Below are 25,868 nucleotides of genomic sequence, written 5' to 3'. Positions count from 1 at the left end.
CCGTGCGTGGGTTGCCTGGAAGCGATTGACGGAAAATACGCTAAAGTCCATTATGGATTTATAAGTACAAAAAACCTGCCTGACTTTTTCTTCAATCTTGCCAAATCGACAATAACTTGCGAGACCACGACCATGAAGAAACGCTCCCTCATCACCGCCCTGGCCCTGAGCCTGTTCGCTTGCGGCCACGCCCTGGCCGCCGAGAAAACCCTGCGCATCGGCATCGAGGCGGCTTACCCGCCGTTCGCATCGAAGACCCAGGAAGGCACAATCGTCGGGTTCGACTATGACATCGGCAACGCTTTGTGCGCGCAGATGAAAGTCAAGTGTGTGTGGGTCGAAGGCGAGTTCGATGGGCTGATTCCTTCGCTGAAAGTGAAGAAAATCGACATGGCCTTGTCGTCCATGACCATCAACGAAGACCGCAAGAAGTCGGTGGATTTCACCCACAAGTATTACTTCACCTCATCGCGTCTGGTGATGAAGGACGGCGCGGTGGTGGACGACCAGTACGCCAGCCTCAAAGGCAAGACCGTCGGCGTGCAGCGGGCCACGACTACCGACCGGTATGCCACCGAGGTGTTCGAACCCAAGGGCATCAACGTCAAGCGCTACAGCAATAACGAAGAAATCTACATGGACCTGGCGGCGGGGCGCCTGGATGCGATCTTTGCCGACACCATCCCCCTGAGTGACTTCCTGTCGCTGCCGCGAGGCCAGGGTTATGCGTTTGTCGGGCCGGAACTCAAAGACCCGAAATACGTGGGCGAGGGCGCCGGCATTGCGGTGCGCAAGGGCAATAGCGCGTTGGTCAGTGAGTTGAATGCGGCCATCGACGGCATCCGTGCCAATGGCGAGTACCAGAAGATTTCCGCGCAGTACTTCAAGTCCGATATCTACGGCGACTGATGCTGAATATGCACTTGAAAACGCTGTAGGTCAGTGTGAGAGCTGTCGAGCCCTGGCAAGCCCGCTCTCACATTTGATCGCGGCTGCCGGCTTCAGCCCTTCAGTTCCTTCAAGTGCTTGTAGACCGTTGCCCGCCCCATGCCCAACACATTGGCCACGTAGTTCGAGGCGCTCTTGCCCTTGAACGCACCTTCGGCGTGCAGCGCCAGCACCAGCTCGCGCTTGTGGTCGCGGGTCAGCAGGTTCAGGCTCAACTGGCGTTCGCGCAGCCAGGCGTGCAAGAAAGTGTTGATCCGTTCCTGCCAGTCATCGCGAAACAGTGAGTCCGGTTGCGGGATCAGCTTGCTGGGTGACAGAAACAGGTCCAGCGCCGCCTTGGCGTTTTCGAACAGCGAGATATTCAGGTTGATGCACAGCACGGCCAGCGGGCGACCCTTGTGGTCGCGCAGCACGGTGCTCAGGCTGCGGATTTTCTGACCGTCCCAGTTGAGCTTTTCGTAGGGGCCGATATTCACTTCGCGGATGTCGTCGCTCAGCATGTCTTCCAGCGCCGAATCGTCACCGATGGCCCGTTTCGACAGGTTGTTGGCGATGTAGTCGACCTTTTGCGTGCGCAGGTCGTGCAGCACCACTTCGGCGTGGGGGAAGAACAGCGTGGCGATCGCATCGGCGATCGCACGGAAGTTCTGCAGGACCTTGTCTTGTTCAGCGGTGTTCATCAATGCGGCTCCAGGCGTTCGGGGGAGAGCATACCAGCGTCCAGGCCGAACCGCGTCAGTGGCTCCGGTAGCGCCGCGCCGCGCACCAAGGCCGCGCTGGCCTGGCCCATCGCGGGCGAGGTCTGGATGCCATACCCGCCCTGTGCCGCCACCCAGAACAGCCCGGCCACCCGCGGATCGAAGCCGGACAGCAAATCACCGTCGTGGACAAAACTGCGCAGGCCGGCCCAGGTGCGGGTCGGGCGGCGGATGGTCAGGGTGGTGGCTTCTTCGATCTGGTGGATCCCCATGGCGATGTCCAGTTCTTCGGGCTGGATGTCCTGGGGTTCCACCGGGTCGGCGTTGGCCGGTGAACCGAGGAACATGCCGGCATCGGGTTTCATGTAGAACGCTTCGTCGAGGGCCACCAGCATCGGCCAGGCGTGGCTGTCCACGCCTTCGGGGCCGGCGAAGATGAACGCCGAACGACGCTTGGGTTGCAGGCCGACGGACGCGGCGCCGGCCAGCCCGCCGATATGGTCGGCCCACGCGCCGGCAGCGTTAATGATGATCGGCGCGGTGCAGGTTTCATGCTGGGTTTGTACGTGCCACAGGCCGTCGGCAGTGCGGCTCAGGCCCAGCACGTGGCTGTCGGTCCGCACTTCGCCGTGGTTGCGGCGGATGCCGCGCAGGTAGCCTTGGTGCAGGGCGTCGGTGTCGATGTCGCTGGCGGTCGGGTCGTAGATCGCCCCGTGGACTTTGTCGCGCCGCAGGATCGGCAAGCGTGCACAGGCTTCGTCGGCACTCAGTCGTTCGACCTGCGACACGGTGGCCTTGGCGCTGAGGTATTGCTTGTCCAGCTCGGCCGGGTCGCCGCTGAAGTCCACAGTCATCTCGCCCCGGGGCGTGAGCAACGGGTGTTCGCAGAAACCGGCGGGCGGGTTGTCGAAAAACGCCCGGCTGGCCAGGGTCAGTGCGCGTACTTGCGGGGTGCCATAGGCAGCGCTGTAGAGCGCGGCCGAACGCCCGGTCGAGTGATAGCCGGGGTGGGCCTCACGCTCCAGCACCAGTACCTTGCCGTGGGGCGACAGCCAGAAACCCGTGGACGCGCCGGCAATCCCGCCGCCGATGATGATGAAGTCTGCGTGGCTCATGAACATCTCCTGAAGGTGGGGTTAGCGCTGCAGCTGGTACAGCGCGTTAGCCAGCGCAATGTCTTCCAGCCCCAGCCCGATGGACCGGAAAAACACCGGGCGCTGGTAGTCCGGGCGCTGTGCCATGTCACTGAGTAGCTCGGGCAGGTCGCCCATCACCGCGCGTTTGTCCCAGCCGTGCTGTTCGCTGGCGATCAGCATTTCGCCGGCCGCGTCCGGAGTGGTCTGGCGATAGTCGCAGAATACCTGCATCGCGTTAAGGCTGTGGGGCGGCACTTCATGGGCGCGGGGCGCATTGGTGCTGATCGAAGTGATCAGCGCCGGTTTGCTCAGGTGCGCCGGGTCGAGCACCGGGCCGGCCGACGAGGTACACAGCATGATCACGTCGGCATCCGCCACGGCCGCCGCGCAGCTGTCAGCGATGCTCAGGCGCGGGTCGAGGCCGGTGAGCTGCGCGAGGGTGGCGGGGCTGGCGCTGGCCAGGCTCGGTGAAAACAGGCTGATGTGCTGCCAGTCCCGCAGGTTTTGCACGTAGCGCAAGTGCGCCTGGGCGACCTTGCCGCTGCCGATGATCGCCAGGCGCCGGGCGGCCAATGGCGCCAGGGCGTCCACCGCGAGGGCCGTGGTGGCGGCGGTGCGTGCGGTGGTCAGTTCATGGGCATCGCACAGCAGCAACGGTTGGCCGTTGTGCATCGACATCAACAGCGTCCAGGCCGTCACCAATGGCCCTTGCTCCCCTACGATGTACGGCGAAGTCTTGACCCCGTACACGCCGTCCTCGGCCAGCACGCCCAGGTAGTTGATGAAGTCGCCGGCGCCCTTCGGAAACGCCACTAACTGTTGCGCCGGTTGCACCGCCAGCCCGGCGGCGAGGTCGCGGAACAGCTTGTGCAGGATCTGGGGCACGTCGATCTGAGCGAGTAACTCGCGCGCTTGGGCCTGCTGGATGACATGGGGCGTGCTGGACATGGGGAACTCCGCTGTAAACTAATTTGTCCATTATGGACTTTTAGTCGTTGCGAGCAATATCCCGGCGAAAAAAATGCGCTCAAGCCGGCAGCCCCCACATCTATGTAGGTCACCTGTTCGCCACGCCTCAAGTACGTTTCGGCACCACCCCTGTTGCCACCCGGACGTTCGACCATGCTGACCCGCTGCATCTTCCCCCTCGTGTTACTGCTGTTGCCTTGCCTTACCGGCCACACCCACGCCAGAGACCTGGCCGAGGGACTGAACGATGACAGCGCCTCCCTGGCGCTGCAGAACCACGACCAGCGTTACGCGCTGTGGTCCGGTATCGGTTTGTTGAAAAATGCGATCGGCCAAACCTGCAACGCGGTGCTGCTGGACACCCGCAACCGCCAGAGCAAGGCCGTCGGCCCGGCGTATGTCTTGACCAGTGGGCATTGCGTGTACTTCAGCTTCGGCACGGCCCATGTCAACCAAGCCATCGAGGCGAGCATCACGTTCAATTATTTCCACGACACGCCGGCGCAACAGCGCACGTTTCGCATTAAAACGGCGCACTGGACCAGCATGGTCGGCACTGATCTGGCAGTGCTCGAACTGGATACCTCACTTGCCGGGCTGATCACCGACGGCATCATGCCGCTCAAGCTCGCCACCCATCAAAGTACCGGGGAACGTGAGGTCGTGAATGTCGGTTCGCCGAGCGGGTTTCGCCAGAAGGGCTTGCGTATGAGTGCCTGCAAGGAAACCGCGACCAACAGCTTTGTCGAGCATCCCGGGGTGTTTTCCGGTGCCCTGAAAAACCGCTGCAATGACCTGCAGTACGGCAGTTCCGGCAGCCCGATGCTGGACCGGCATACCAATGAAGTCACCGGCATTGTCAGCAAAGTCGCGGCGGTCATTAAAAAAGACATCCTCAACAACTGCCAGAACGTCTCGGCGTGTGAAGCGGCCAAGTTCAACTACAGCTATCCCGCCAACGACCTGCACCGTTGTTTTGTCGAGGGCCAATTCTCGAACGATACGCCTGCTTGCCAGCTCAAAGCCGTCGATATCCACCTTGAGGAACCCTGGAAGCTCAACCCCTATGTGCATATGCAACTGGGCGAATTCGGGCAGAGTGTGCAGCCCACCTGGAACATCAGGTTCTCGATCCAGGACCCGTTCTATCGCTTCAAGGCTGTGCGCAACGTCAATGAATGCAGGCTGCCCAATGGTTATCAACGTGCCATTGCGTCAACCCAGGGCTACATCAATCAGGCCATCGGCCCGGCGCTGGGGGCGTATGTGCTGTGCATCATCGGCGTTCAAACCCCCGACGAGCCGTTGACGCCGGCCTTGCTGCACAATGCGTTCACCCACTCGGTGTTCTTGACCGACCCGGCGCCGGTCCCGCGCATCGGCCTGAACTACAGCGTCAACTGGGACGACCCGCAAACCGTCTTCAGCCACCATTACTTCTATGTGGACACCTCGGCGGAAGCTGCCTGCCGTGACAATGACGACGTCCGCTACATCCTCGCCACGGGCGGAACGAGTTACCCGCTCTCGCAACTGCCCGTCACCCTGTGCAGCTTTGCGCGTAACCCGGCGGGGCAACCTTCGGCGGTACGCACGGATGTGATCGAGCGATCCGCCTACCTGCCGCCCACCCAAACGCGCCAGCCGGCAGCGTCTCAGCGATGAGGCGGTCAACCTGTGACACGAAAGCCTCCGGAGAGTTTTTCCTTCAGATAACCCACCAATGCACTTACGGACTTGGGTACATGGGGCGAGTAGGGCCGTATCAAGTAAATCTCATCGGCAAACGCGCCCTTGAGCGTCCAGCCCTTGAGCACCTGCACCAGCGTGCCGCCGGCCAGCGCCGCATGGGCGCTGAAATCCGGGAGCAGGGCGATGCCCAGGTGATTGAGCGCCGAGTCGCGCAAGGCTTCGCTGTTGTTGGTCGAGAAGCTCCCGGCGATCGGCACGGTGACCCGTTCGAGGGTTTTGCCGCCGCGCTCGAAGGTCCAGGCGGGCTGCTCGGTGCCGCGCGGGTAGTAGAGGCAGTTATGCGCGCTGAGCTCGCCGGGGGTGCGCGGTTCGCCGTGGCGTTGCAGGTAGTCGCGGGTGGCGACCAGCACCGAGGTGGTGTCGCACAGCTTCCATGCGACGTGGGTTTCCGGCACCTGAAAACCGTGGCGCACCGCCAGGTCGTAGCCTTCGGCGGCCAGTGAACTCAAGGCATCCGACACCTCCAACTGGACCCGCACCTGCGGGTACAGTTGCAGGAAGGCCGACAGGTGCGGCACCAGTTGCTGCCGGGCGAACGCGACCGGCGCGGTCAAGCGCACCAGGCCGCGGATTTCCCCGGCGGCGTCGCGCACCGAAGAAAAACTGCGGGCGATCTGTTCGTAGGCGCTGCGCACGTCCCGCGTCAGTGACTGCCCGGCGTCGGTCAGGCGCACGCTACGGGTGGTGCGGGTGACCAGGCGCGTGCCGGTGGCTTTTTCCAGGTCGCTGATGCGCTGGCTGACCGCCGACTTGCTCACCCCCAGGCGCGCCGCGGCGGCGGTGTAGGTGCCGTGTTCTTCCAGCACCGAGAGCCAGTGAATGTGGGTCCACAGCCCTTCGATCTCAGACTTTTCCATGAGATTATTGTTCGCCTATAAGGACAATAAGTTCTGGATTCTGCTCTGGTTCGGAACAAATCGAAAGCCTATCGTGTGTCCCAACGCTACCCACCTGGGACCTACTGCCATGACCAGCACCATCGAGCACTACATCAACGACCAGCGCGTGAGCCGCGATGATCGCTATCAGGACGTCTACAATCCGGCCACCGGCGCCGTGACCGGGCGCGTCGCCCTGGCCAGCCGCCAGACCGTCGGCGAAGCCGTCGCCGCTGCCCAAGCCGCCTTCGCCAGTTGGGCCGATACCCCGCCGATCCGCCGCGCCCGCGTATTGTTCGAATACCTGCACCTGCTGCGCGCACGCAAGGACGACCTGGCGCGCATCATCGTCGCCGAACACGGCAAGGTGTTTACCGATGCCCAGGGCGAAGTCGACCGTGGCATCGACATCCTCGAATTCGCCTGCGGCATTCCCAACCTGCTCAAGGGCGAACACTCCGACCAGGTCTCGCGAGGCATGGACAACTGGACGATGCGCCAGCCCCTGGGCGTGGTCGCTGGCGTCACGCCGTTCAACTTCCCGGTGATGGTGCCGATGTGGATGTACCCGATCGCCATCGCGGCGGGCAACACCTTCATCCTCAAGCCCAGCCCGACCGACCCGAGCGCCGCGCTGTTCATGGCTGAGCTTTTGCGTGAAGCCGGTTTGCCCAAAGGCGTGTTCAACGTGGTGCAGGGCGACAAGGAAGCGGTGGACGCGCTGATCGAACACCCGGACGTCAAGGCCGTGAGCTTTGTCGGCTCGACGCCGATCGCCCAATACATCTATGAAACCGGCGCACGCCACGGCAAGCGCGTCCAAGGCCTGGGCGGCGCGAAAAACCACATGGTGGTGATGCCCGACGCCGACATCGAACGCACCGTCGACGCACTGATGGGCGCGGCCTACGGCAGCGCTGGCGAACGCTGCATGGCGATCTCGGTGGCGGTGCTGGTGGGCGATGTCGGTGACAAAGTCATCGCCGCCCTGACCGAGCGGGCCAAGACATTGCGCATCACCGACGGCCGCGACCTCAAGGCCGAAATGGGCCCGATCGTCTCGCGCGCCGCACTGGAACGCATCAGCGGCTATATCGAACAAGGCGTCCAGGCCGGCGCGCAGCTGCTGCTCGACGGCCGCGATTACGTGCCGACCGAACCCGGCCTGGAAAACGGCTTCTGGCTCGGCGCGACCTTGTTCGACCATGTGACTCAAGAGATGAGCATCTACCGCGAAGAAATCTTCGGCCCAGTGCTGGCCTGCGTGCGCGTGAATGATTTTGCCGAAGCGGTGAAACTGGTCAACGACCACGAATTCGGCAACGGCGTCAGCTGCTTCACCCGCGACGGCAACATCGCCCGCGAATTCGCACGGCGTATCGAAGTGGGCATGGTCGGCATCAACGTACCGATCCCGGTGCCGATGGCCTGGCACGGCTTTGGCGGCTGGAAGAAGAGCCTGTTCGGCGATATGCATGCCTACGGCACCGAGGGGGTGCGCTTCTACACCAAGCAGAAGTCGATCATGCAGCGTTGGTCGGAGAGCATTGAGCAAGGTGCGGAGTTTGCGATGCCGGTGTCGAAGTAAGCACTGCCCCGACAACCATTCGCCCGAGTGGTTGTCGGGGCAATGGACAACTCATTGAGCGATCCAGACGCTGACGCACAACCCCCGTTGCGCCAGCGTATCGCTGAATGCCAACTGCACACGGCAACCGGTGCGCTCGCTGATCGCCTTGACGATCGACAACCCCAATCCGGAACCGGCTTCTTCCGAACCCAGGCTGCGATAAAACGCGTCGAACACCCGTGCCTGTTCCTTCACGGCAATGCCGGGGCCGGTGTCTTTGACTTGCAGCAGTACGGCGCCTTCTACCCACCCCACTGACAGATCGATCCGCCCGCCCTGCGGGGTGTAGCGAATCGCGTTGTCCACCAGGTTCTTGACCAGGGTGAACAGGTCCAGCGCGTTGAACACCACCTGTACGTCCTCGGTGCTGTCGACACCGATATCGATCTGCTTGCGCTCGGCCAGGGGCAATAAGTCTTCGAGTACCTGTCGATAGATGCCATGCACCGAGAGAGGGCCCTGTACCCGCACTGACGGCGACTGTGCCGCCGCCAGCGCCAACAGTTGGTCGATGAGTTTGCGGCCGCGCTCGATGCCCCGGGATAACGGCAAAAAACGCTCGCGGCTGGCGGGTGACAAGTCAGTGTCCGCAAGGCGTTCCGCTTGCAGGGACAAGGCGGTCATCGGCGAGCGCAGCTCATGGGCGGCATCGGCTACAAAGCGGCGCTGGCTGTCCATGGACTGGCCAACGCGGGCCAACAGTCGATTGATGGCGACCACGAACGGACGCACTTCCGTCGGCAGGTGCTGCTCATCAATCGGGTGCAGTTCTTGTTCGGCGCGCTGGTCGATTTCGGCGGCCAGCATGCCGATGGGACGAAACAGTTTGCGCACCAAGTCGCCCACCACCAGTAACAGCACGGGGAACAGGATCAGGAACGGCAACAGGCTGCGCCAGGCGCTTTCGCGGGCGTCCTTGTCGCGGACGTCCTGTTCCTGGGCCACGGCAATGCGCTCGCCGTGGGAGGTGGTGTGCACCAGCACACGAAAGGCTTCGCCGGCCACTTCAACCGTGGCGAGGCCATCGGCGAGCGTGGTGGGAAACGGCAGTGGCAACGCCTCGTCGTTGTTGCCCGTGGCGTGGCGGCCATCACCCAGGTGCTGGATGATCACCCGCGATTCTTCATCGTCGTCAATGGCCTGGCCCTGGGGGTAGTGCAGCGTCATCTGCTGGCGGTCGAACAGCATGGCCACCTGGCGCAAGGTGGCGTCCTGTTGTTCGTGGGCTTCCTCGAACGCCGAGACGAAGGCAAATACACTGGCCAGCAGCGCCACCAACAGAATCGCCAGGGACAGCGTCACCGACAGGCGCAGTTGCACCGACTCACTCAAACGTTTTTTGAAACCATCCATCCCATGCCCCTGACGTTCTTGATCACGTGACTTCCCAACTTGCGCCGCAAGGCGTGAATCAAGAACTCGATGGCGTTGCTTTCGACCTCATTGCCCCAGCCGTACAGACGGTCTTCCAATTCGCTGCGCGACAGGATGGCTCCCGGTCGGATCAGCAACGCCTGCAACAGCGCAAATTCACGGCTGGAAAGGGCCACGCCATGCAGCGCTTCGGTGCTGGCTTCTTTGGAGAGCAGGTCCAGCGATACCACGCCGTTGCCGAGCAACGACGAGGCGCTGCCGCCTTTGCGGCGCAGCACGGCGCGCATGCGGGCGAGCAGTTCGGGCATGTCGAAAGGCTTGAGTACGTAGTCGTCGGCACCGCCATCGAGGCCGCGCAGGCGGTCATCGAGGCTGTCACGGGCGGTGATGATCAGCAGCGGCACCGGGTTGTTGCCGGCGCGGATGATGTCCAGCACTTGCAGGCCGTCCTTGCCGGGCAGGCCGAGGTCCAACAGCACCAGGTCGTAGGAGTGGGTGTCGAGGGCAGCCAGGGCCGTGAGGCCGTTCTTGACCCAGTCGGCGGCGTAGCTTGCGTCGCTGAGCGCACGCTGGATCGCATCGCCAATCATGGGGTCGTCTTCGACCAGCAGTATCCGCATGTCGCTTCCCTAAAAAACCGACGCGACGAGAGTGTCGTCGCGTGTGTATTGAAGCACCTGGGCCGATGTTTGTCTGGTCTTAGCCTTTCATCGAGTCAAAGGCCTTGAGCATGTCGTCCATCGAGGCTTTGCAGTCGGCCTGGTTCGGGCTGCCTGCGCGCAAGGCATCCAGCGCGCGGTCGATGGCTTTATCCAGCACATGCCAGTCACTGGCGGCGCGGGGCTTGATCCCGGCTTCGGCTGCGTCCCAGCTGGTTTCCAGGTCTTTGATCCGGGCTTTGGCGGCAGGCAGGTCGTTCTTGGCGACGAGGGCCGATACGTCCACCGCGATGTTTTGGAATTCGGACAGATCGCCCAGTTTCGATGCCTGGTGTTGGCTGGTCGCTGGGCCGGTGCTGTCCTTGGGCTTATCGGCGGGTTTGGAGCAGCCGGTGGCGATGCTCAGCATGAAGATCGCTGAAACGATGGCGACGCGGCGGATCAGGTTTTGCACGGGGCGCATGAGGGGTTCCTTGAGTTGAGTCTTTATTGGGCGATGGTTTTGCGGTTGCCGACGCTTAATTGCGCCACGGCGACCAGCAGGACAATGACGCAGAGGAACAGTGCGCTGGTCCAACTGGCGCCCATGCCCAGGCCACCATAGGTCTTGGCTTGGGTCAGCAGGTCGCCGAGGGAGGCGCCGAACGGCCGGGTGAGGATGTAGGCGATCCAGAAGGTCAGCACGCTGTTGACGCCCAGGCGCCAGGCCAGCAGGGCGGCGGCGATCAGGCCGGCGAAGATCACGGCTCCGAGGGTAAAGCCCAGGCCCAGCGCTTCGGTGGCCAGGTCGCCGGCGGCGGTGCCGAGGGCAAAGGTGCAGAGCACCGTGGTCCAGTAGAACCATTCACGGCGCGGGGTGACGATGGCGCGGATCGACAGGCTGCGTTCGGTACGGAACCAGGCTATGAAGTTGAGACCCAGCAGCACCGAGAAAATCGCCGTGCTGGTGTACAGGCTCACGTCGAGTTTGTCGGTGAGGATGTCGGTGATCTGCGTGCCCACGATGCTCACCAGCACCACGGTCAACCAGTAGATCCACGGGGTGTAGGCCTTGGTGCGCAACTGCCAGAACAACGCGCACCCCAGCAGCACGGCCATGCCGAAGCTGGTCCAGCCAGCGCCGAAGCCGGCATCGACGGCGAGGTAATCCGCGCCGGTTTCGCCCACGGTGGTGGACAGGATTTTGATCACCCAGAATGACAGCGTCACCTCGGGTACTTTGTTCAGCCAACGGGCTGCTGTGGCATTCATCGGGTTACCTCTTCTCGACTGCGCGGTGGGCGCAGGAGAGAAGGTAGGCCCCGACACTTAGCTGAGACTGAGGGCCGCGGTTTTTTTCAGCACATGGGCCAGGCCCACCGTGGTGAGGTGTACCACGCTCCCCACGTTTGGCGCTTGCAGGCCCGAGCTGCGCACCGGGATGGCTTGGCCGGGCACGTCCTCATCCGCTTGCAACGCCACGGTCAGGGTGCAGGTATTGCCGCCGAATTCGCGTTCGGTGACCACGCCGCGGCAGCCGGAACCCTCGGTGCTACTCAGCAGCAGTTGCTCCGGACGCAGCATGATCCGTGTCGTACCTTGGTTGGCCTGGCTGTCGACCGGCACGCGACCCAGTGCGCAGTGGGCCCAACCGGCTTCGATCCTGGCGGGCATGACCACGGCTTCACCGAGAAACAACGCGGTCTGCTCATCGGCGGGGTACTGGTACAAGTCCATTGGACGGCCCGACTGCACCAGGCGCCCCTGGCGCATCACCGCCAACTGGTCGGCGAACGACAGCGCCTCGCTTTGATCATGGGTGACCAGGATCGTGGTGATGCCCGCGTCGCTCAACAACCGCGCGACCATCTTGCGCATGGCCGAGCGCAGGCCGGTGTCCAGCGCGGAAAACGGCTCATCCAGCAGCATCAACCGGGGCTGTTGAGCCAACGCCCGCGCCAGCGCCACCCGTTGCTGCTGGCCGCCCGACAGCTCGTGGGGCCAACGCCGGGCCATGTTGGCGTCGAGGGCCACGCTGTCCATCAGTTCGGCGATGCGTGCGTGTCGCGAGGTATGTTTGGCCGCCAGCCCGAAACCGATGTTGTCGGCCACGGTCATGTGCGGGAACAGCGCGCCGTCCTGCGGCACATAGCCGATCTGGCGTTGGTGCGCTGGTACGGCGTGGGTGGCGTCAACCAGCACCTGGCCGTTCAGGGTCAGGCTGCCGCTGTCGGGAAACTCGAAGCCAGCAATCATCCGCAGCAAGGTGGTCTTGCCGGAGCCGGAAGGCCCGACGATCACCATGCGGCTGCCGTTGGGCACCGCCAGGCTGACGTCGGCCAAGGCCTGTTGGGTGCCGAAGGTTTTGCAGAGTGCGGTGAGTTCGAGGGCGTTCATCGGCCGGCCGTGCGTTTGGATTGGTGGTAGAGGAGGCCGGTCAACGGCAGTGAGAGCAGAATCATGATCAACGCGTAGGGCGCCGCTGCGGCGTAGTCGATTTCGCTGGTCATCGCCCAGAACCCGGTGGCCAGGGTGCGCGTACCGTTCGGCGCCAGCAACAGGGTGGCGGTCAGTTCGTTGGTGATCGCGAGGAACACCAGCGCCGCGCCCGCTGCGGCAGCTGGCGCCGCCAGGCGCATTGTGATCAGCCACAGTGCCCGGCCCGGCGAGCGGCCCAGGCTGCGCGCCATGTTTTCCAGCTCCACCGGGGCCTGGGCGATACCCGCCCGCAGGCTGACCAGCGCCCGTGGCAGGAACATCAGCAGGTAGGCGAGCAGCACGGTGATCGTGGTCTGGTAGATCGGCCGGGCAAAGTGGATGGTCACCGTGACCAGCGCCAGTGCCACGACAATGCCGGGTAACGAACTGGTGATGTAGTTGCAGCTTTCCAGGATGCGCTGCAAGCGGCCCGGTGCGCGAATCGACAGCCAGGCGATCGGCACCGCCGCGCAGGTGGTCAGCACGGCGCCGGCAATACCCAACAGTACGGTTTGTTCCAGCGCCGGCAGCAACTCGCTGAATTGCCAGACCTCGCGGCCCCCGGCGATCAACCATTTGCCCAGGGTGAACAGCGGCACGCCCAGGGCCAACACACAGGTCACGGCTTGCAAACCGAGGGCGAGCACGGTGAGGAGGGGGCTCAGCCTGACGATGCGCTGCTCACGGGCGCTGCCGGAACCGACCCGCGCATAGCGTGCATGGCCACGTGCCGAGGCCTCAGCGGTGAGCATCGCCAGGCAACACAGGGCTAACACGGCCGCCAGCATATTCGCCGCCGGGCCATTAAAGGTGGATTTGAACTGATCGAAAATCGCCGTGGTGAAGGTGTCGAAGCGGATCATCGCGTACAGGCCGTATTCGGCCAGCAGATGCAGGCCGACCAGCAGCGCGCCGCCGCAGATCGCCAGGCGCAACTGGGGCAACACCACCCGCCAGAACACCGCCCAGGGCTTGAGGCCCAGGGATTCGGCCACGTCTTCAATCGCAGGATCAAGCCGGCGCAGGGTCGCCGCCACCGGCAGGTACAGAAAGGGGAAATAGGCAATCACTGACACCAGCACACCGGCCGGTAAGCCGTGGATCGACGGCACCAGGCTGACCCACGCGTAACTGTGTACAAACGCCGGCACCGCCAGCGGCGCGACCGCCAACAACGACCAGGCGCGGCGCCCCGGCAGATTGCTGCGCTCGGTCAACCACGCCAGTGCAATGCCCAGCGCCACGCACAACGGCAGGGTGAACAGGACCAGCAACACGGTGTTGACCAGCAGTTCACCGACGCGTGGGCGCCACACCAACGCTTCGATCTGTGCCCAGCCGATTTGCCAGGACACGCCGATCACAAACGCAATCGGCAGCAACGCCAACAACGAAACCAGGACCGACAAACTGGTGATCCACGTGCCCCCACGGCTTTTGAACAGTCCGTGGGGGCGTTTGCGTGGCTGCGCGTGGGCGATGCCGGGGATCGACGATTCAGGCAGCAATCAGAGCAGTCCGGCTTGGGTCATCAGCTCGACAGCCTTTTTGCTGTTGAGCTTCGACGCGTCGACCTTAGGTGCGTCCAATTGCGCCAGTGGGGTCAGCTTGGGGTTGGATGTGGCGTTCTGGCCGACCGCGTATTCGAACGAATTACCGTCCTTGAGGACCGCCTGGCCGTCTTTGCCGGTGATCCACTTCAGGAAGGCCTGGGCCTGTTCCTTGTGCTTGCTGGAAGCCAATACACCACCACCGGAAATGCTCACAAACGCGCCCGGATCCTGGTGCTTGAAGTAGTGCAGTTGAGTGTTTTTGCTGTTTTCGCCGGTCTTGGATTGGTCGACGAAGCTGTAATAGTGATAAATCACGCCGCTGTCGACCTGGCCGGCGTTGACGGCTTTGAGCACGGCGCTGTTGCCACGGTAGATGCTCGCGTTGGCTTTCATTGCCTTGAGCCAGTCGAGGGTCGCGGCCTCGCCCTTGAGCTCCAGCACGGCGGCGACGATGGCCTGGAAGTCGGCACCGGCCGGCGAGGCTGCCCAACGGCCTTTCCAGCTTGGTGAAGCCAGGTCCAGCAGGGATTTGGGCAGATCGCCTTCTTTCAATGTGCTCGGGTTGTACACAAACACCGTGGAGCGCGCGGCGATACCCACCCATTTGCCGTGGGCCGGACGGTAGGCGGCATCCACCTGTTCCAGGGTGCTTGGCGCGACTGGCGCGAACAAGCCGGCGTTGTCCACCAGCACCATGGCCGGGGAGTTCTCGGTGAGGAACACGTCCGCCGGAGAGGCGGCGCCTTCCTGCACGAGCTGGTTCCCCATCTCGGTGTCGTCGCCGTTGCGGATGGTCACCGGGATCCCGGTTTCCTGGGTGAACCCTTCGACCCACGCCTTGGTGAGGCTTTCGTGCTGGGCGTTGTAGACCACGATGCCGACCGGCTCGCTGGCGGCATAAACATGCCCGACGCTGACCAGAGCGGTGACCAGCAGGGCTTTTTTGACGAACGAAGGACGGCGGGTGGTCATGCGGTGAGCGCTCCGGGTTTTTATGGCTGCACGGGAAATCTGTTTGAGGTCGATTTAGATTAGATCAATAGGAATCATTTGCATATTGGGGTGCGGCGAATGTAGAGGTGGGCATGAGAAAAAAACGTCAAATAAACGTGATAAATGTCGTGGGTCGATGGCCTTTAACGTAACGCCTATCAACTGAGGGGGGCTTGGGCGGTGTTCATGAGAGTGGGGCTCACCGCCGACCTGCCCGGATACTCACATCTACCCACACCGCCGCTCAAACAATGAAATGCGCTCAATGTGGGAGGAGGCTTGCCTCCGATGGCGGAGTGGCAGTCGACAACGACTTGGCTGGCCCGCCGCCATCGGGGGCAAGCCCCCTCTCACAGGGGTTATGCGGTGTCGGTGAGAATGGGGCTCACTGCCGACCTGCCCGGGTACTCACATCTACCCACACCGCCGCTCAAACAATGAAATGCGGTCAATGTGGGAGGAGGCTTGCCTCCGATGGCGGAGTGTCAGTCGACAACGACTTGGCTGGCCCGCCGCCATCGGGGGCAAGCCCCCTCTCACAGGGGTTATGCGGTGTCGGTGAGAATGGGGCTCACCGCCGACCTGCCCGGGTACTCACATCTACCCACACCGCCAGCACCAACATGCTGCCCTTCACGATCATCTGCCAGGAACTGTCGATACACGACCAAATACCACTTACCCCGCCGATCAATCGGTGGAATACGGTCAATGTGGGAGGAGGCTTGCCCCCGATGGCGCAGTGGCAGTCACTGCATGAGTGCCTGAACCACCGCTATCGGGAGCAAGCTCCCTCCCACATTTTTTGTGCGTGGTCAGGCAGTGGTCTTCGTGGGCTTGAGGCATTCGATGGAGCGGTCAACCGTGGTTTTGGCGATTTCCAGCAAATGCCACACCGCGAGGATCTTCGCCCGCTCCGGTTTCTCCAGCAGCTCCCCGCAATCCAGCGCCGTCGCCGAAGCGCTGTCCAGCAGACTGGCGGTGTAGAGCAGGGCGTCTTCGAAGCTCAGGTCTTCGTTGACGGCGTGGAAACCTTGGGTGGGCAGGTAATGGTCGATGGCGCGGTTGAAGGCAGCGCGGTCTTTGGTGGGATCGATGGGTGGGTCGGGTAGGGCTTTGGTCATGGTGAAACTCCTGTCTGATCAAGGAGACGGCACTCTTCGCGACTAAACGAAGGTGGCGGCTGTACGCAGGTTAGTCGACCGGTCAGAACAGGAACCCGGCGCGCCTGAAGGCGCCCTGCGCACAGCCACCATTGAGCTTCATGGGACCATGCGCCTGTTCTGAATCCGGGCGACTAAACCCGATCACTGATTTGGCAGTGACGGACCGCAGACTAGCCATCGATTCCAACAGGCACAAGGCGGCGCAGATTGTCTAGGAAACGTCCTGCAATTTAAAGCGACCCGGCTTGCTGGCCCTTTAAAAACCATGACCAAATGCCACTAACGAACACGTGATGGTTTCTATCTGTAGGAAAGATCTGCCATGACGGAACTTGATGGCAGCGCTGACGACTTTTCGCTTTTTCAGGGTGTAGTGGGCCGAGTTAAATATCGACTCCAACTAACCTCCGTAAAGGATTGCGATGAACATAAACGTCAGTAATTTTCGCCAAGCAGTATCTAAAGTCAGGCGTTCCGCAGGTTTGGTCGATGAGTTGCGGGGCGCACAAACTGAACTTCGGGAGCCGCAGCCGATGCCTATCAGTAATCCTGAGGTTCTTGCTCTGATTTACACCGGAGCTAATGTAATAGTTGATTCCTCTTTTTTTTCGGCTTTGCAACGTAATAGTCAGGCTATAGCGGCACGAGACTCCAAGACCAAAATCACTTTCAGAAACGCAACAATGATTGACCATTTGGAACGGTTGGCTCAGTCGAAGAGTGCGCCCGGTGCTGTGTATTTCGACTTTTCTTGAGCTTTGTCCTGATGTGGCTTTCAAAGCCCAAGATTGAGAACAAGAGGTCAGACAGAGTGAACCAAACAATCGCAGCCCTTTGGCTTGCTACGCGAACCGTAACGTCCGCGTTTGTCTGAGTAATAGCCCTCTGCGCGGATGCGATTACGTAAATCTGAGCGCTTAGTCAGCTCCAACGCTTCCTCATCGAACACCTCCAGAAAAAGCCGAGCCCTCATGGACAACGCCAACATAGCCATCACCCTGGTCTTGATCTCCGCCTTCATGCACGCCACTTGGAATGCCGTTGTCCGTGCCGGCAGCAGCCGTTTCATGACCTTGGCCATGGTCGATGGCACCGCATTAGTGATCTGCCTGGCGGCGCTGCCGTTGGTCAACGTACCGAGCCTGGAGGTGTGGGGCTATGTGCTGATTTCTGTGATGCTCAATACGGTCTATCGATTGTTCCTGATCAAGGCTTATGAAACGGGCGACTTCGGCCAGGTCTACCCGGTGATGCGCGGCGTGCCGCCGGTGTTGGTTGCGGTGTTTTCCTACTTCCTTTTGCATGAACAGCTGTCGTTCCCGTCGATGGCGGGAGTGCTGCTGATTTGCGCGGGGATCATCAGCCTGACGTTTGTGCGCAGGATGACCGCGCAGATGTTCAAACCAATTCTGATGGCCGTGTGCGCGGGGGTGTTCATCGCGTCCTACACGGTGGTGGATGCTCAAGGTGTAAGAGCCAGTGAGACGGTGCTGCAGTACATCATCTACCTCACGCTGTTCCAGAGCATTCCGATTCCGATGCTGGCGTTTTTCAAGACGCGATCAGCACTCACCCAGGCTGTGCGCGACCACTGGCGAGTAGGTGCAATGGGCGGTGTTTTTTACTTGGCGTCCTACGGTTTGGTCCTGTTTGCGTTGTCGCTGGACGCAGTGGCCAAGGTCTCAGCCCTGCGGGAAACCAGTGTTATTATCGGCGCCATCATTGCTGCGCTGTTCTTCCGGGAGCGGTTCGGCTGGCGACGGATGCTTTCGGCGTTCGTTATTGTCTGCGGGATCATCCTGATCAAAGTGAGCACCTGATGGCCCAGCGCCCGCCACCCACTCCCATGCTTCAAGCCTTCGTCAGCGCCGCGCAAACGGGCAGTTTTGCGCGTGCTGCGTTCGAGTTGAACCTCACCGCCAGTGCCATCAGCCATCAAATTGCGGGCCTGGAAGAATGGTGGGGGGTGCAGTTGTTCGAGCGGCATTCGCGGGGGGTCAAACTCACGACAGCGGGGCAGGCCTTGTTGCCAGTGACCGATGGTTTTTTCAAAGAACTGGATACGGTGCTGCATTCGCTCAACCCGAGTAGATCCCAGCCACTTTACCTTTCATGCACCTCCTCTCTTTGTGCAACCTGGCTGATTCCCAGAATGCATGGTGCTCACGCCGAAGCGGCATTCAACCTTGATCTGGTGTTGACCAGCGCGGACATAAGCAGCGCCAGCTTAAGTGCTCACCCGTTCGATGTCGCGGTGGTGATGGGGTATGGCGACTACCCGGATCATCATGCCGAACTGCTGATGCGCGATGCGGTGTTCCCTGTGTGCTCGCCGGAATTCAAACGTGTGAATGGTGATATTGCGCTGGAGGAAATAGCGCGGTACCCGCTGATTCATCGCGTCGACGATCAGGTATGCCCAGGGTGGGAGAGCTGGTTTGCATTTCAAGGGCTAGAGGCACCGCCGTATCACCATGGGCCGCGCTTTCCAGATTCCAGCCTGGCCATCAGTTTGGCAGTGAAAGGCGGTGGGATTGCGCTGGGCAGGACGGCACTGGTGTATGACCAATTGAAAGACGGTGAATTGGTTGCGTTGGAGGCCCCCTTAATGATGTCGCCTGCTGCGTACTACATCATTTGTCGAAACGGACGACAATCAGAGCCCGATATCGCCCGTTTGCTTGATTGGCTCAAGGCCCAAGCGCATCAGTTTATGGGGGAGGTGCAGCGTTCCGGTAAATGACTCACCGGCGACCTGCCCGCGTACTCGCATCCACCCACACCGCCGCTCAAACAATGGAATGCGGTCAATGTGGGAGGGGCGGTGCGACGGTTCGACTTGCTCCCGATGGCGGTGGTTCAGGCACTCATGCAGTGACTGACCCACCGCCATCGGGCAAGCCCCCTCCCACATGGGAGAGTGGGGTTTATCGCCGACCCGCCCGCGTACTCACATCCACCCACACCGCCAGCACCAAAATGCTGCCCTTCACAATCATCTGCCAGTAACTGTCCACATCCAGCATCGACATGCCGTTATCCAGGCTGGTAATCACCAGCGCCCCGAGCAGCGCGCCATACACCGTGCCCGAGCCGCCGCGCATGGAGGTGCCGCCGATAAAGCAGGCGGCGATGGCGTCGAGTTCGCCCATGTTGCCCGCCGACGGTGAACCGGCGGCGAGGCGTGCGGTGTTGACCAGGCCGGCGAGGGCGCACATCACGCCCATGATGCCGAAGATCCACAGTTTGACGGCCTGCACGTTGATGCCCGACAGGCGCGTGGCTTCCATGTTGCTGCCCACCGCATACACGCGGCGGCCGAATACGGTCTGGCTGGTGACGTAGCTGAACACGCCGAGCAGTACCAGCAACAGCAGTACCGGCACCGGGATGCCGTCGTAGCTGTTGAGGATGGTGACGAACCCGGCCAGCACCGCGCCGATCACCGCCACGCGCAGCACGTCGCGAGTCAATGAGTGTGAGGCCAAGCCATGCAGTGCACGGTTGCGCCGTTGTTTCCAGGTCAAAAACAGGGTCAGGGCAAACAGCAAAATCCCGAGGCCGATGCCCACCGCATGCGGCAGATAGCCCTGGCCCACGTACACCAGCGACGGCGACACCGGCGCGATGGTGGTGCCGCCGGTGATGCCCAGCAGAATCCCGCGAAACGCCAGCATGCCGCCCAAACCGACGATAAACGACGGGATGCGCAGGTACGCGGTCATGTAGCCGTTGGCCAAACCGATCATCAACCCGCACAGCGCCACCAGGCTCAGGTTGGCCAGCAGCGGCAGGTGATAGACCACGTCCAGAATCGCCGCGAGCCCGCCCAACAAACCGAGCATCGAGCCCACCGACAAATCGATCTCGCCGCTGATGATCACCAGCACCATGCCGCAGGCCAGAATCCCGGTGATCGACATCTGCCGCAGCAAGTTGGACAGGTTGCGCGGGGTGAGGAAGCCGCCCTCGGTCTGCCAACTGAAAAACAGCCAGATGAACGCCACGGCGATCACCAACGCGAGCATTTTGTAGCGGGTAAACAGCTGTTTGAGCTGATTCATCTAAGCGGTCTTCCGATCATTATTATTTTGGCTGAGCGCAGCGGCGAGGACCTGTTCCTGGGTGAGGCCTTCGTTGATGAAATCCCCACGCAACTGGCCGTCGCCGATTACCAGCACGCGGTTGGACACGCCGAGCACCTCGGCCAGTTCCGAGGAGACCATGATGATCGCCACGCCTTCGGCCGCCAGCGCGCCCATCAGTTTGTAGATCCCATACTTGGCGCCCACATCCACCCCGCGCGTGGGCTCGTCGAGGATCAGCACCTTGGGCTTGGCCATGAGCATTTTCGCCAGCACGGCCTTTTGCTGATTGCCGCCGGACAGGCTGGTGATCGGCAAAAACGGGCTGGCGGTCTTGAGGTGCATGCGCGCGATCTGCCGGTCGATGCTGCCCAGTTCGGCCTCGGCGTCGATGCGCGTCAGGTGCGCGTAGGTGTCGAGTACCGCCAGGGTGATGTTCTGGCCCACGCCCAGGTCGGGAATGATGCCCTGGCGCTTGCGGTCCTCGGGCACCATGCACAGCCCGGCGCGGATCGATTTGAGTGGCGTGCGCGTGTCGATCAGTTGGCCATCGAGCCAGACTTCGGCGCTGTAGCGGCCGGGGTAGGCGCCGAACAAGGCCGAGACCAGCTCCGTGCGCCCGGCGCCGACCAGCCCGGCAATGCCGAGGATTTCCCCGCGCCTGAGTACGAAGGAGATGTCGTCCACGCGTTTGCGCTTGGGGTTGTCGACGTCGTAGCAGGTGACATGGCGCGCTTCGAACATCACCTCACCGATCTCATGCGGCTCGGTGGGGTAGAGGTTGCTCATTTCGCGCCCGACCATCTGCGTGATGATCCGGGGGATATCCATGTCGGCCATGGCGCTGGTCGCGATGTGCTGGCCGTCGCGGATCACCGTGATGGTGTCGCACACCGCCGCCACTTCATCGAGCTTGTGGGAGATGTACACGCAAGCCACGCCCTTGGCCTTGAGGCCCTTGATGATCTCCAGCAGCACCTCGATTTCCGAGCGGGTCAGGGCCGAGGAGGGCTCGTCGAGAATCAGCAGGCGCGCCTGTTTATTCAGGGCCTTGGCGATTTCCACCAGTTGCTGGTAGCCACCGCCATACTGCGACACCGGCAGCGCGACGTTCATGTCCGGCACCTTCAGCTCGCGCATCAACGCTTCGGCGCGGTGCAGCATCGCCGGGTAGTTCATGCGCCCGCCGGGCAGGGTCAGCTCGTGGCCCATGAAGATGTTCTCGGCCACCGACAGGTCCGGCACCAGGGTCAGTTCCTGGTGAATGATGACGATGCCGGCCGCCTCGGTTTCGCTGATCGACTGGGCCTTGAGCGGCTGGCCATCCCAGAGGATTTCGCCGTCCCAGGTGCCATGGGGATAGACCGCCGACAACACCTTCATCAAGGTGGATTTACCGGCACCGTTCTCGCCGCACAGGCCGACACATTCCCCCGGCCGCACCTTGATATCGATGCCGTTGAGCGCGTTGACACCGCCAAAGCGTTTGACGATGCCGTTCATTTGCAGCAGGTAGTGCGACATGGCGATGGCTCACACAAAAGGCCGAAGAAACGCGGTTTCCCGTAGGAGCGAGCTTGCTCGCGAAGAACCCTCAGGCAACGCGCACATCCAGGATGCCCGCGTCATCGTTGACGTTTTTCGCGGGCAAGCCCGCTCCTACAGGCCGATCTGCTCTTTGGTGTAGAAGCCGTCCTTCTCCAACAGGTCGATATTGGCCTTGGTCAGCGGGGTCGGGGTGAGCAGGATGGTGTCGACTTTCTTGCTGCCGTTGTCGTATTGCGAGCTGTAGGTGGGCTTTTCGTTGCGCGCCAGTTGCACCGAGAGCTTGGCGGCTTCGGTGGCGATCAGTTTGAGCGGCTTGTACACGGTCATGGTCTGGGTGCCGTCGATCACGCGCTTGACGGCGGCGAGGTCGGCGTCTTGCCCGGAGATCGGCACCTTGCCCGCCAGCTTCTGCGCGGCCAGGGCCTGGATCGCACCGCCGGCGGTGGCGTCGTTGGAGGCGACGATGGCATCGATCTTATTGTTGTTCCGGGTCAGGGCGTTTTCGACGATGCTCAGGGCTTCGGTCGGGTTCCATTCCTTGACCCACTGCTGGCCGACAATCTTGATGTCGCCCTTGTCGATGGCCGGTTGCAGCACCTTCATCTGGCCTTCGCGCAGGACCTTGGCATTGTTGTCGGTGGGCGCACCGCCGAGCAGGAAATAGTTGCCCTTGGGCGCCGCCTGCAGCACGCCATTGGCCTGCATCTCGCCGACCTTTTCGTTATCGAAGGAGATGTAGGCGTCGATATCCGCGTTGAGGATCAGGCGGTCATACGACACCACCTTGATCCCGGCCTTCTTGGCTTCGGCGATGGCGTTGGTCAGCACGGTGGCGTTGAACGGCACGATCACGATCACGTCGACGCCGCGGGAGATCAGGTTTTCGATCTGGGAAATCTGCTTTTGCTCGTTGGCATCGGCCGACTGCACAAACACCTTGGCATCGAGTTTTTCCGCCGCCGCGACGAAGTAGTCACGGTCGCGGGACCAGCGTTCCAGGCGCAGGTCGTCGATGGAAAAACCGATTTTCGGATGGGCCGGATCGGCCATGACCGGCAGGGCGAGCAGGGCCAGGGCAGAGGCGAGCAGGGTGCGTTTAAATGACTTCATGGTGGTGCGTCCTTTTATTGTTGTTGGAAAGACACAGCGTGATGCGGGTAGAACTGTAGAGCGTCCCTCGACGCTCTGTGCGTAGATTTGTCGCGCAAATGTCACCGCCGCCCCCTGTGTAGGAGCGAGCTTGCTCGCGAAAATCGCGAACTCGACACGTTTATCCAGGCATCACGCGTCATCGTTGACGTTTTTCGCGAGCAAGCTCGCTCCTACACAGAGGGCTGCGTGATCAGGTGTAGATAAACCGATTGACCACGCCTTCGAGCATCTCCTGCCGACCACTCACGGCCTGCGGGTTGAGCTCGTGGGCAAACGCATGTTCGGCCAGGGATTCCAGGCTGAATTCGCCGGCCAGTACCGCCTGGCCCAACGGTTGCTGCCAGCCGGCATAGCGCTGGTCCTTGAACTGCTGCAACCGATCGTTCTGCACCATCGCCGCCGCGCGTTCGAGCGCCAGGGCGAGCACATCCATGGCGGCGACGTGGCCGTGGAACAGGTCGATCTCGTCCAGGCTCTGGCGGCGCACCTTGGAATCGAAGTTGTAGCCGCCATTCTTGAAGCCGCCGGCCTTGAGGATTTCATACGTCGCGAGGGTCATCTCCTCGACGCTGTTGGGGAACTGGTCGGTGTCCCAGCCGTTCTGCGGGTCGCCGCGGTTGGCGTCGATGCTGCCGAAGATCCCGAGGGACACCGCGGTGGCGATCTCATGATGAAAGCTGTGCCCGGCCAGGGTCGCGTGGTTGGCCTCGATATTCACCTTGATCTCGTGTTCCAGGCCGTACTCATGCAGGAAGCCGAACACCGTGGCGCTGTCGTAATCGTATTGGTGCTTGGTCGGCTCCTGGGGCTTGGGTTCGATCAGCAGGTCGCCCTTGAAGCCGATCTTGTGCTTGTGCTCCACCACCATGTGCATAAAGCGCCCGAGCTGTTCGCGCTCGCGCTTGAGGTCGGTATTGAGCAGGGTTTCGTAACCTTCGCGGCCGCCCCACAGCACATAATTGGCGCCCTTGAGCCGCAGCGTGGCGTTCATCGCGCTGCACACCTGGGCGGCGGCGTAGGCGAACACCTCCGGGTCCGGGTTACTCGCGGCGCCGGCGGCAAAGCGCGGGTTGCTGAAGCAATTGGCGGTGCCCCACAGCAGTTTGACGCCGGTCTGTTCCTGGTGGCGTTCGAGGTGATCGACCATCTGCGCGAAGTGGTTGCGGTACTCCTTGAGCGAACTGCCTTCCGGCGCCACGTCGGTGTCGTGAAAGCTGTAGTAGTCGATGCCCAGCTTGGAGAAAAACTCAAAGGCCGCCTCGGCCTTGCCGATCGCCACTTCCATCGGCTCGCCGCTGCGCTGCCACGGGCGCTTGAAGGTGCCCATGCCAAACATATCCGCGCCGGGCCAGACGAAGGTGTGCCAATAACAGGCGGCCATGCGCAGGTGTTCGCGCATCGGTTTGCCGAGGATCAGTTTGTTGGCGTCGTAGTGGCGAAAGGCGAGGGGGGCGTCGCTGGCGGGGCCTTCGAAGCGAACCTTCTCGACACCGGGGAAGTACGTCATGGCGTGTTCCTTATTGTTCTTGGCGGTGTCTGGATACTAACAACGGCACTGGGCCCGGCGATTATGAAAATCGTCAAGGTGTAGTGCGATTTTGAGTGGCGGGGTCTAACCTGTGGCGACCGGCCTCAGGACAAAAACAATGAAAACCCTACCGCCCGTCCACCGCATCGCCTTGCTGTTCAACGGCAGCAAAATCTATGACCGCGGCATCATCACCGGCATCGGCAATTACCTGAGCAGCACCCGCGCGTCCTGGGATTTGTTCCTGGAGGAAGATTTTTTGTGCCGCCTCAAAGGCATCGAGCGCTGGCAGGGCGACGGCATCATTGCCGACTTCGACGACCCGCTGATCGGCGAGGCACTGGCCGATATCAAGCTGCCGGTGGTGGCGGTGGGCGGTTCCTATGAGGATGCGCGTGCCTACCCCAGGGGCATCCCCTACGTGGCCACCGACAACCATGCGCTGATGAAGCTGGCGTATGAGCATTTGATCGAGGCCGGACTGACCCGGTTTGCCTGTTTCAGCCTGCCGCCAGCCCAGGCCAATCGCTGGGCCCAGGAGCGCGAAAAGGCCTTCAAGCGCCTGCTGCAACGTGATGGTTTGCCGGTGGAGGTGTACCGCGGCCTGGGCACCAGCGCGCCGTTGTGGGACAGCGCGGTGGAGCAGCAGATCGCCTGGCTGCAAAGCCTGCCCAAGCCCATCGGCATCATCGCCGTCACCGACGCCCGCGCCCGGCAATTGCTGCAGGCCTGCCTCACTGCCGGTATCGCCGTGCCGGAGGAGGTGGCGTTGATCGGCATCGACAACGACCCGCTGACCCGCACCCTCACGCGGGTGCCGCTGAGTTCGGTGATCCAGGGCACGGAAACCATGGGCCGCACGGCCGCCGCGCTGCTGCATCAGATGCTGCACGGCAAACCCTGCACCGGCACGCAGATCCTGGTGCCACCGGATGCAATCAATGTGCAGGCTTCCAGCTTGCATCAGCCGTTGGGCAATCCGTATGTGATGCAGGCGCTGCTGTTCATCCGCCAGTACGCCTGCCAGGGCATCAAGACCGCCCAGGTCGCGGCGTATGTCGGTGTATCGCGTTCATCCCTGGAATCGCACTTTCGCAAGACACGCGGGTGCAGCGTGCATGACGAGATCCTGCGCTTCAAACTCGCCGCCGCCGCCAAGGGCCTGGAAAACCACGCCCTGGCGATTGCCGATGTGGCGCAGCAGTGTGGCTTCAAGTCGGCGCAGTACCTGCATACGGTGTTTCGCCGTGAGTTTGGCTGTACGCCGCGGGAATACCAGCAAGGCGCGGCCTAGAAAAAAGCCGCTTGCTCCGTGAAGAGGCAAGCGGCTTGGTCATTCACC

The 25,868-nt window shown here is 62.0% G+C and carries 23 protein-coding genes; 7 read left to right on the top strand and 16 right to left on the bottom strand.

Annotated elements, in window-relative coordinates:
• The first annotated feature begins 132 nt into the window (after nucleotides 1–132).
• Entirely contained in the window at nucleotides 133–909 is a 777-nt protein-coding gene (locus TU80_RS28400) for an ABC transporter substrate-binding protein (RefSeq protein WP_017847914.1), read from the top strand.
• A gap of 92 nt (nucleotides 910–1,001) precedes the next feature.
• Here the strand turns inward: TU80_RS28400 and TU80_RS28395 are convergent, their stop codons facing one another.
• From TU80_RS28395 to TU80_RS28385, 3 genes are read right to left on the bottom strand one after another with little or no spacing between them, the layout of a single operon-like run.
• A complete protein-coding gene (locus TU80_RS28395) occupies nucleotides 1,002–1,628 on the bottom strand; it encodes a helix-turn-helix transcriptional regulator (protein WP_017847913.1) in 627 nt (208 codons plus the stop codon).
• Complete coding sequence (locus tag TU80_RS28390) at nucleotides 1,628–2,761, bottom strand: NAD(P)/FAD-dependent oxidoreductase (protein WP_057005924.1); 1,134 nt, start codon at nucleotides 2,759–2,761, stop codon at nucleotides 1,628–1,630. The genes TU80_RS28395 and TU80_RS28390 overlap by 1 nt, the downstream gene beginning before the upstream one ends.
• 21 nt (nucleotides 2,762–2,782) lie before the next feature.
• Nucleotides 2,783–3,730 (bottom strand): ornithine cyclodeaminase family protein, encoded by a 948-nt coding sequence (locus TU80_RS28385; protein WP_057005923.1) that lies wholly within the window; start codon nucleotides 3,728–3,730, stop codon nucleotides 2,783–2,785.
• A gap of 174 nt (nucleotides 3,731–3,904) precedes the next feature.
• Here TU80_RS28385 and TU80_RS28380 point away from each other — a divergent pair, with 174 nt between their 5' ends.
• Complete coding sequence (locus tag TU80_RS28380) at nucleotides 3,905–5,416, top strand: trypsin-like serine peptidase (protein WP_057005922.1); 1,512 nt, start codon at nucleotides 3,905–3,907, stop codon at nucleotides 5,414–5,416.
• A 5-nt stretch (nucleotides 5,417–5,421) separates the two neighbouring features.
• Here the strand turns inward: TU80_RS28380 and TU80_RS28375 are convergent, their stop codons facing one another.
• Complete coding sequence (locus TU80_RS28375; RefSeq protein ID WP_057005921.1) at nucleotides 5,422–6,360, bottom strand: LysR family transcriptional regulator; 939 nt, start codon at nucleotides 6,358–6,360, stop codon at nucleotides 5,422–5,424.
• A 109-nt stretch (nucleotides 6,361–6,469) separates the two neighbouring features.
• Here TU80_RS28375 and TU80_RS28370 point away from each other — a divergent pair, with 109 nt between their 5' ends.
• Entirely contained in the window at nucleotides 6,470–7,969 is a 1,500-nt protein-coding gene (locus TU80_RS28370; protein ID WP_057005920.1) for a CoA-acylating methylmalonate-semialdehyde dehydrogenase, read from the top strand.
• A 51-nt stretch (nucleotides 7,970–8,020) separates the two neighbouring features.
• Here TU80_RS28370 and TU80_RS28365 read toward each other — a convergent pair whose 3' ends face one another.
• The 8 genes from TU80_RS28365 to TU80_RS28330 all read right to left on the bottom strand — a co-directional run bounded on the left by TU80_RS28365 (nucleotide 8,021) and on the right by TU80_RS28330 (nucleotide 16,171).
• Entirely contained in the window at nucleotides 8,021–9,364 is a 1,344-nt protein-coding gene (locus TU80_RS28365; RefSeq protein ID WP_057005919.1) for an ATP-binding protein, read from the bottom strand.
• The gene (locus TU80_RS28360; RefSeq protein WP_057005918.1) at nucleotides 9,340–10,005 is read right to left on the bottom strand and encodes a response regulator transcription factor; all 666 of its coding nucleotides are present in this window, start codon (nucleotides 10,003–10,005) and stop codon (nucleotides 9,340–9,342) included. Before TU80_RS28360 ends, TU80_RS28365 begins: the two co-directional genes overlap by 25 nt.
• A gap of 79 nt (nucleotides 10,006–10,084) precedes the next feature.
• A complete protein-coding gene (locus TU80_RS28355) occupies nucleotides 10,085–10,507 on the bottom strand; it encodes a hypothetical protein (protein ID WP_057005917.1) in 423 nt (140 codons plus the stop codon).
• A gap of 23 nt (nucleotides 10,508–10,530) precedes the next feature.
• Nucleotides 10,531–11,295, bottom strand: a complete 765-nt coding sequence (locus tag TU80_RS28350) for a COG4705 family protein (protein ID WP_057005916.1) — start codon at nucleotides 11,293–11,295, stop codon at nucleotides 10,531–10,533.
• A 57-nt stretch (nucleotides 11,296–11,352) separates the two neighbouring features.
• Complete coding sequence (locus TU80_RS28345; RefSeq protein WP_057005915.1) at nucleotides 11,353–12,420, bottom strand: ABC transporter ATP-binding protein; 1,068 nt, start codon at nucleotides 12,418–12,420, stop codon at nucleotides 11,353–11,355.
• Nucleotides 12,417–13,991: an ABC transporter permease gene (locus tag TU80_RS28340; protein ID WP_082643911.1), complete on the bottom strand. Its 1,575-nt coding sequence runs from the start codon at nucleotides 13,989–13,991 to the stop codon at nucleotides 12,417–12,419. The genes TU80_RS28345 and TU80_RS28340 overlap by 4 nt, the downstream gene beginning before the upstream one ends.
• Nucleotides 13,992–14,009: 18 nt before the next feature.
• A complete protein-coding gene (locus TU80_RS28335) occupies nucleotides 14,010–15,026 on the bottom strand; it encodes an iron ABC transporter substrate-binding protein (protein WP_057005913.1) in 1,017 nt (338 codons plus the stop codon).
• A gap of 836 nt (nucleotides 15,027–15,862) precedes the next feature.
• Nucleotides 15,863–16,171 carry a DUF6124 family protein gene (locus TU80_RS28330; RefSeq protein ID WP_057005912.1) on the bottom strand — a complete coding sequence of 103 codons (309 nt, stop codon included), beginning with the start codon at nucleotides 16,169–16,171 and terminating at the stop codon, nucleotides 15,863–15,865.
• 464 nt (nucleotides 16,172–16,635) lie between these two features.
• Between TU80_RS28330 and TU80_RS32865 the strand changes: the two genes are divergently transcribed.
• The 3 genes from TU80_RS32865 to TU80_RS28320 all read left to right on the top strand — a co-directional run bounded on the left by TU80_RS32865 (nucleotide 16,636) and on the right by TU80_RS28320 (nucleotide 18,956).
• Nucleotides 16,636–16,968 (top strand): hypothetical protein, encoded by a 333-nt coding sequence (locus tag TU80_RS32865; RefSeq protein WP_143041279.1) that lies wholly within the window; start codon nucleotides 16,636–16,638, stop codon nucleotides 16,966–16,968.
• Between the two features lie 216 nt (nucleotides 16,969–17,184).
• Entirely contained in the window at nucleotides 17,185–18,033 is an 849-nt protein-coding gene (locus TU80_RS28325; RefSeq protein WP_057005911.1) for an EamA family transporter, read from the top strand.
• A complete protein-coding gene (locus TU80_RS28320; RefSeq protein WP_017847903.1) occupies nucleotides 18,033–18,956 on the top strand; it encodes a LysR substrate-binding domain-containing protein in 924 nt (307 codons plus the stop codon). The genes TU80_RS28325 and TU80_RS28320 overlap by 1 nt, the downstream gene beginning before the upstream one ends.
• A gap of 184 nt (nucleotides 18,957–19,140) precedes the next feature.
• Here TU80_RS28320 and TU80_RS28315 read toward each other — a convergent pair whose 3' ends face one another.
• The 4 genes from TU80_RS28315 to xylA form a co-directional block, all read right to left on the bottom strand.
• Complete coding sequence (locus tag TU80_RS28315; RefSeq protein WP_057005910.1) at nucleotides 19,141–20,277, bottom strand: sugar ABC transporter permease; 1,137 nt, start codon at nucleotides 20,275–20,277, stop codon at nucleotides 19,141–19,143.
• The gene (xylG, locus tag TU80_RS28310) at nucleotides 20,278–21,822 is read right to left on the bottom strand and encodes a D-xylose ABC transporter ATP-binding protein (protein WP_057005909.1); all 1,545 of its coding nucleotides are present in this window, start codon (nucleotides 21,820–21,822) and stop codon (nucleotides 20,278–20,280) included.
• 135 nt (nucleotides 21,823–21,957) lie between these two features.
• Nucleotides 21,958–22,956, bottom strand: coding sequence for a D-xylose ABC transporter substrate-binding protein (gene xylF / locus TU80_RS28305; RefSeq protein ID WP_017847900.1), 999 nt, complete (start codon nucleotides 22,954–22,956; stop codon nucleotides 21,958–21,960).
• Between the two features lie 232 nt (nucleotides 22,957–23,188).
• Nucleotides 23,189–24,505, bottom strand: a complete 1,317-nt coding sequence (gene xylA / locus TU80_RS28300) for a xylose isomerase (protein WP_046383928.1) — start codon at nucleotides 24,503–24,505, stop codon at nucleotides 23,189–23,191.
• 139 nt (nucleotides 24,506–24,644) lie between these two features.
• Here xylA and TU80_RS28295 point away from each other — a divergent pair, with 139 nt between their 5' ends.
• Nucleotides 24,645–25,820, top strand: a complete 1,176-nt coding sequence (locus TU80_RS28295; RefSeq protein ID WP_046383927.1) for a XylR family transcriptional regulator — start codon at nucleotides 24,645–24,647, stop codon at nucleotides 25,818–25,820.
• The last annotated feature ends 48 nt before the right edge of the window (nucleotides 25,821–25,868 follow it).

Origin of the sequence: Pseudomonas veronii, from assembly GCF_001439695.1 — a bacterium.
In the GTDB taxonomy this organism is placed as follows: domain Bacteria; phylum Pseudomonadota; class Gammaproteobacteria; order Pseudomonadales; family Pseudomonadaceae; genus Aquipseudomonas; species Aquipseudomonas veronii.
The sequence above is the reverse complement of the archived record's forward strand: the minus strand, read 5'-3'. Positions and strand labels throughout refer to the sequence as shown.

Bases quoted from the DNA above. Each gene is read 5' to 3' on its own strand.
- TU80_RS28395 (WP_017847913.1), bottom strand. From the start codon at position 1,628: ATGAACACCGCTGAACAAGACAAGGTCCTGCAGAACTTCCGTGCGATC.
- TU80_RS28350 (WP_057005916.1), bottom strand. From the start codon at position 11,295: ATGAATGCCACAGCAGCCCGTTGGCTGAACAAAGTACCCGAGGTGACG.
- TU80_RS28380 (WP_057005922.1), top strand. From the start codon at position 3,905: ATGCTGACCCGCTGCATCTTCCCCCTCGTGTTACTGCTGTTGCCTTGC.
- TU80_RS28370 (WP_057005920.1), top strand. From the start codon at position 6,470: ATGACCAGCACCATCGAGCACTACATCAACGACCAGCGCGTGAGCCGC.
- TU80_RS28325 (WP_057005911.1), top strand. From the start codon at position 17,185: ATGGACAACGCCAACATAGCCATCACCCTGGTCTTGATCTCCGCCTTC.
- TU80_RS28390 (WP_057005924.1), bottom strand. From the start codon at position 2,761: ATGAGCCACGCAGACTTCATCATCATCGGCGGCGGGATTGCCGGCGCG.
- TU80_RS28400 (WP_017847914.1), top strand. From the start codon at position 133: ATGAAGAAACGCTCCCTCATCACCGCCCTGGCCCTGAGCCTGTTCGCT.
- TU80_RS28335 (WP_057005913.1), bottom strand. From the start codon at position 15,026: ATGACCACCCGCCGTCCTTCGTTCGTCAAAAAAGCCCTGCTGGTCACC.
- TU80_RS28330 (WP_057005912.1), bottom strand. From the start codon at position 16,171: ATGACCAAAGCCCTACCCGACCCACCCATCGATCCCACCAAAGACCGC.
- xylA (WP_046383928.1), bottom strand. From the start codon at position 24,505: ATGACGTACTTCCCCGGTGTCGAGAAGGTTCGCTTCGAAGGCCCCGCC.
- TU80_RS32865 (WP_143041279.1), top strand. From the start codon at position 16,636: ATGAACATAAACGTCAGTAATTTTCGCCAAGCAGTATCTAAAGTCAGG.
- TU80_RS28385 (WP_057005923.1), bottom strand. From the start codon at position 3,730: ATGTCCAGCACGCCCCATGTCATCCAGCAGGCCCAAGCGCGCGAGTTA.
- TU80_RS28375 (WP_057005921.1), bottom strand. From the start codon at position 6,360: ATGGAAAAGTCTGAGATCGAAGGGCTGTGGACCCACATTCACTGGCTC.
- TU80_RS28315 (WP_057005910.1), bottom strand. From the start codon at position 20,277: ATGAATCAGCTCAAACAGCTGTTTACCCGCTACAAAATGCTCGCGTTG.
- TU80_RS28345 (WP_057005915.1), bottom strand. From the start codon at position 12,420: ATGAACGCCCTCGAACTCACCGCACTCTGCAAAACCTTCGGCACCCAA.
- xylG (WP_057005909.1), bottom strand. From the start codon at position 21,822: ATGTCGCACTACCTGCTGCAAATGAACGGCATCGTCAAACGCTTTGGC.
- TU80_RS28360 (WP_057005918.1), bottom strand. From the start codon at position 10,005: ATGCGGATACTGCTGGTCGAAGACGACCCCATGATTGGCGATGCGATC.
- TU80_RS28365 (WP_057005919.1), bottom strand. From the start codon at position 9,364: ATGGATGGTTTCAAAAAACGTTTGAGTGAGTCGGTGCAACTGCGCCTG.
- xylF (WP_017847900.1), bottom strand. From the start codon at position 22,956: ATGAAGTCATTTAAACGCACCCTGCTCGCCTCTGCCCTGGCCCTGCTC.
- TU80_RS28320 (WP_017847903.1), top strand. From the start codon at position 18,033: ATGGCCCAGCGCCCGCCACCCACTCCCATGCTTCAAGCCTTCGTCAGC.
- TU80_RS28295 (WP_046383927.1), top strand. From the start codon at position 24,645: ATGAAAACCCTACCGCCCGTCCACCGCATCGCCTTGCTGTTCAACGGC.
- TU80_RS28355 (WP_057005917.1), bottom strand. From the start codon at position 10,507: ATGCGCCCCGTGCAAAACCTGATCCGCCGCGTCGCCATCGTTTCAGCG.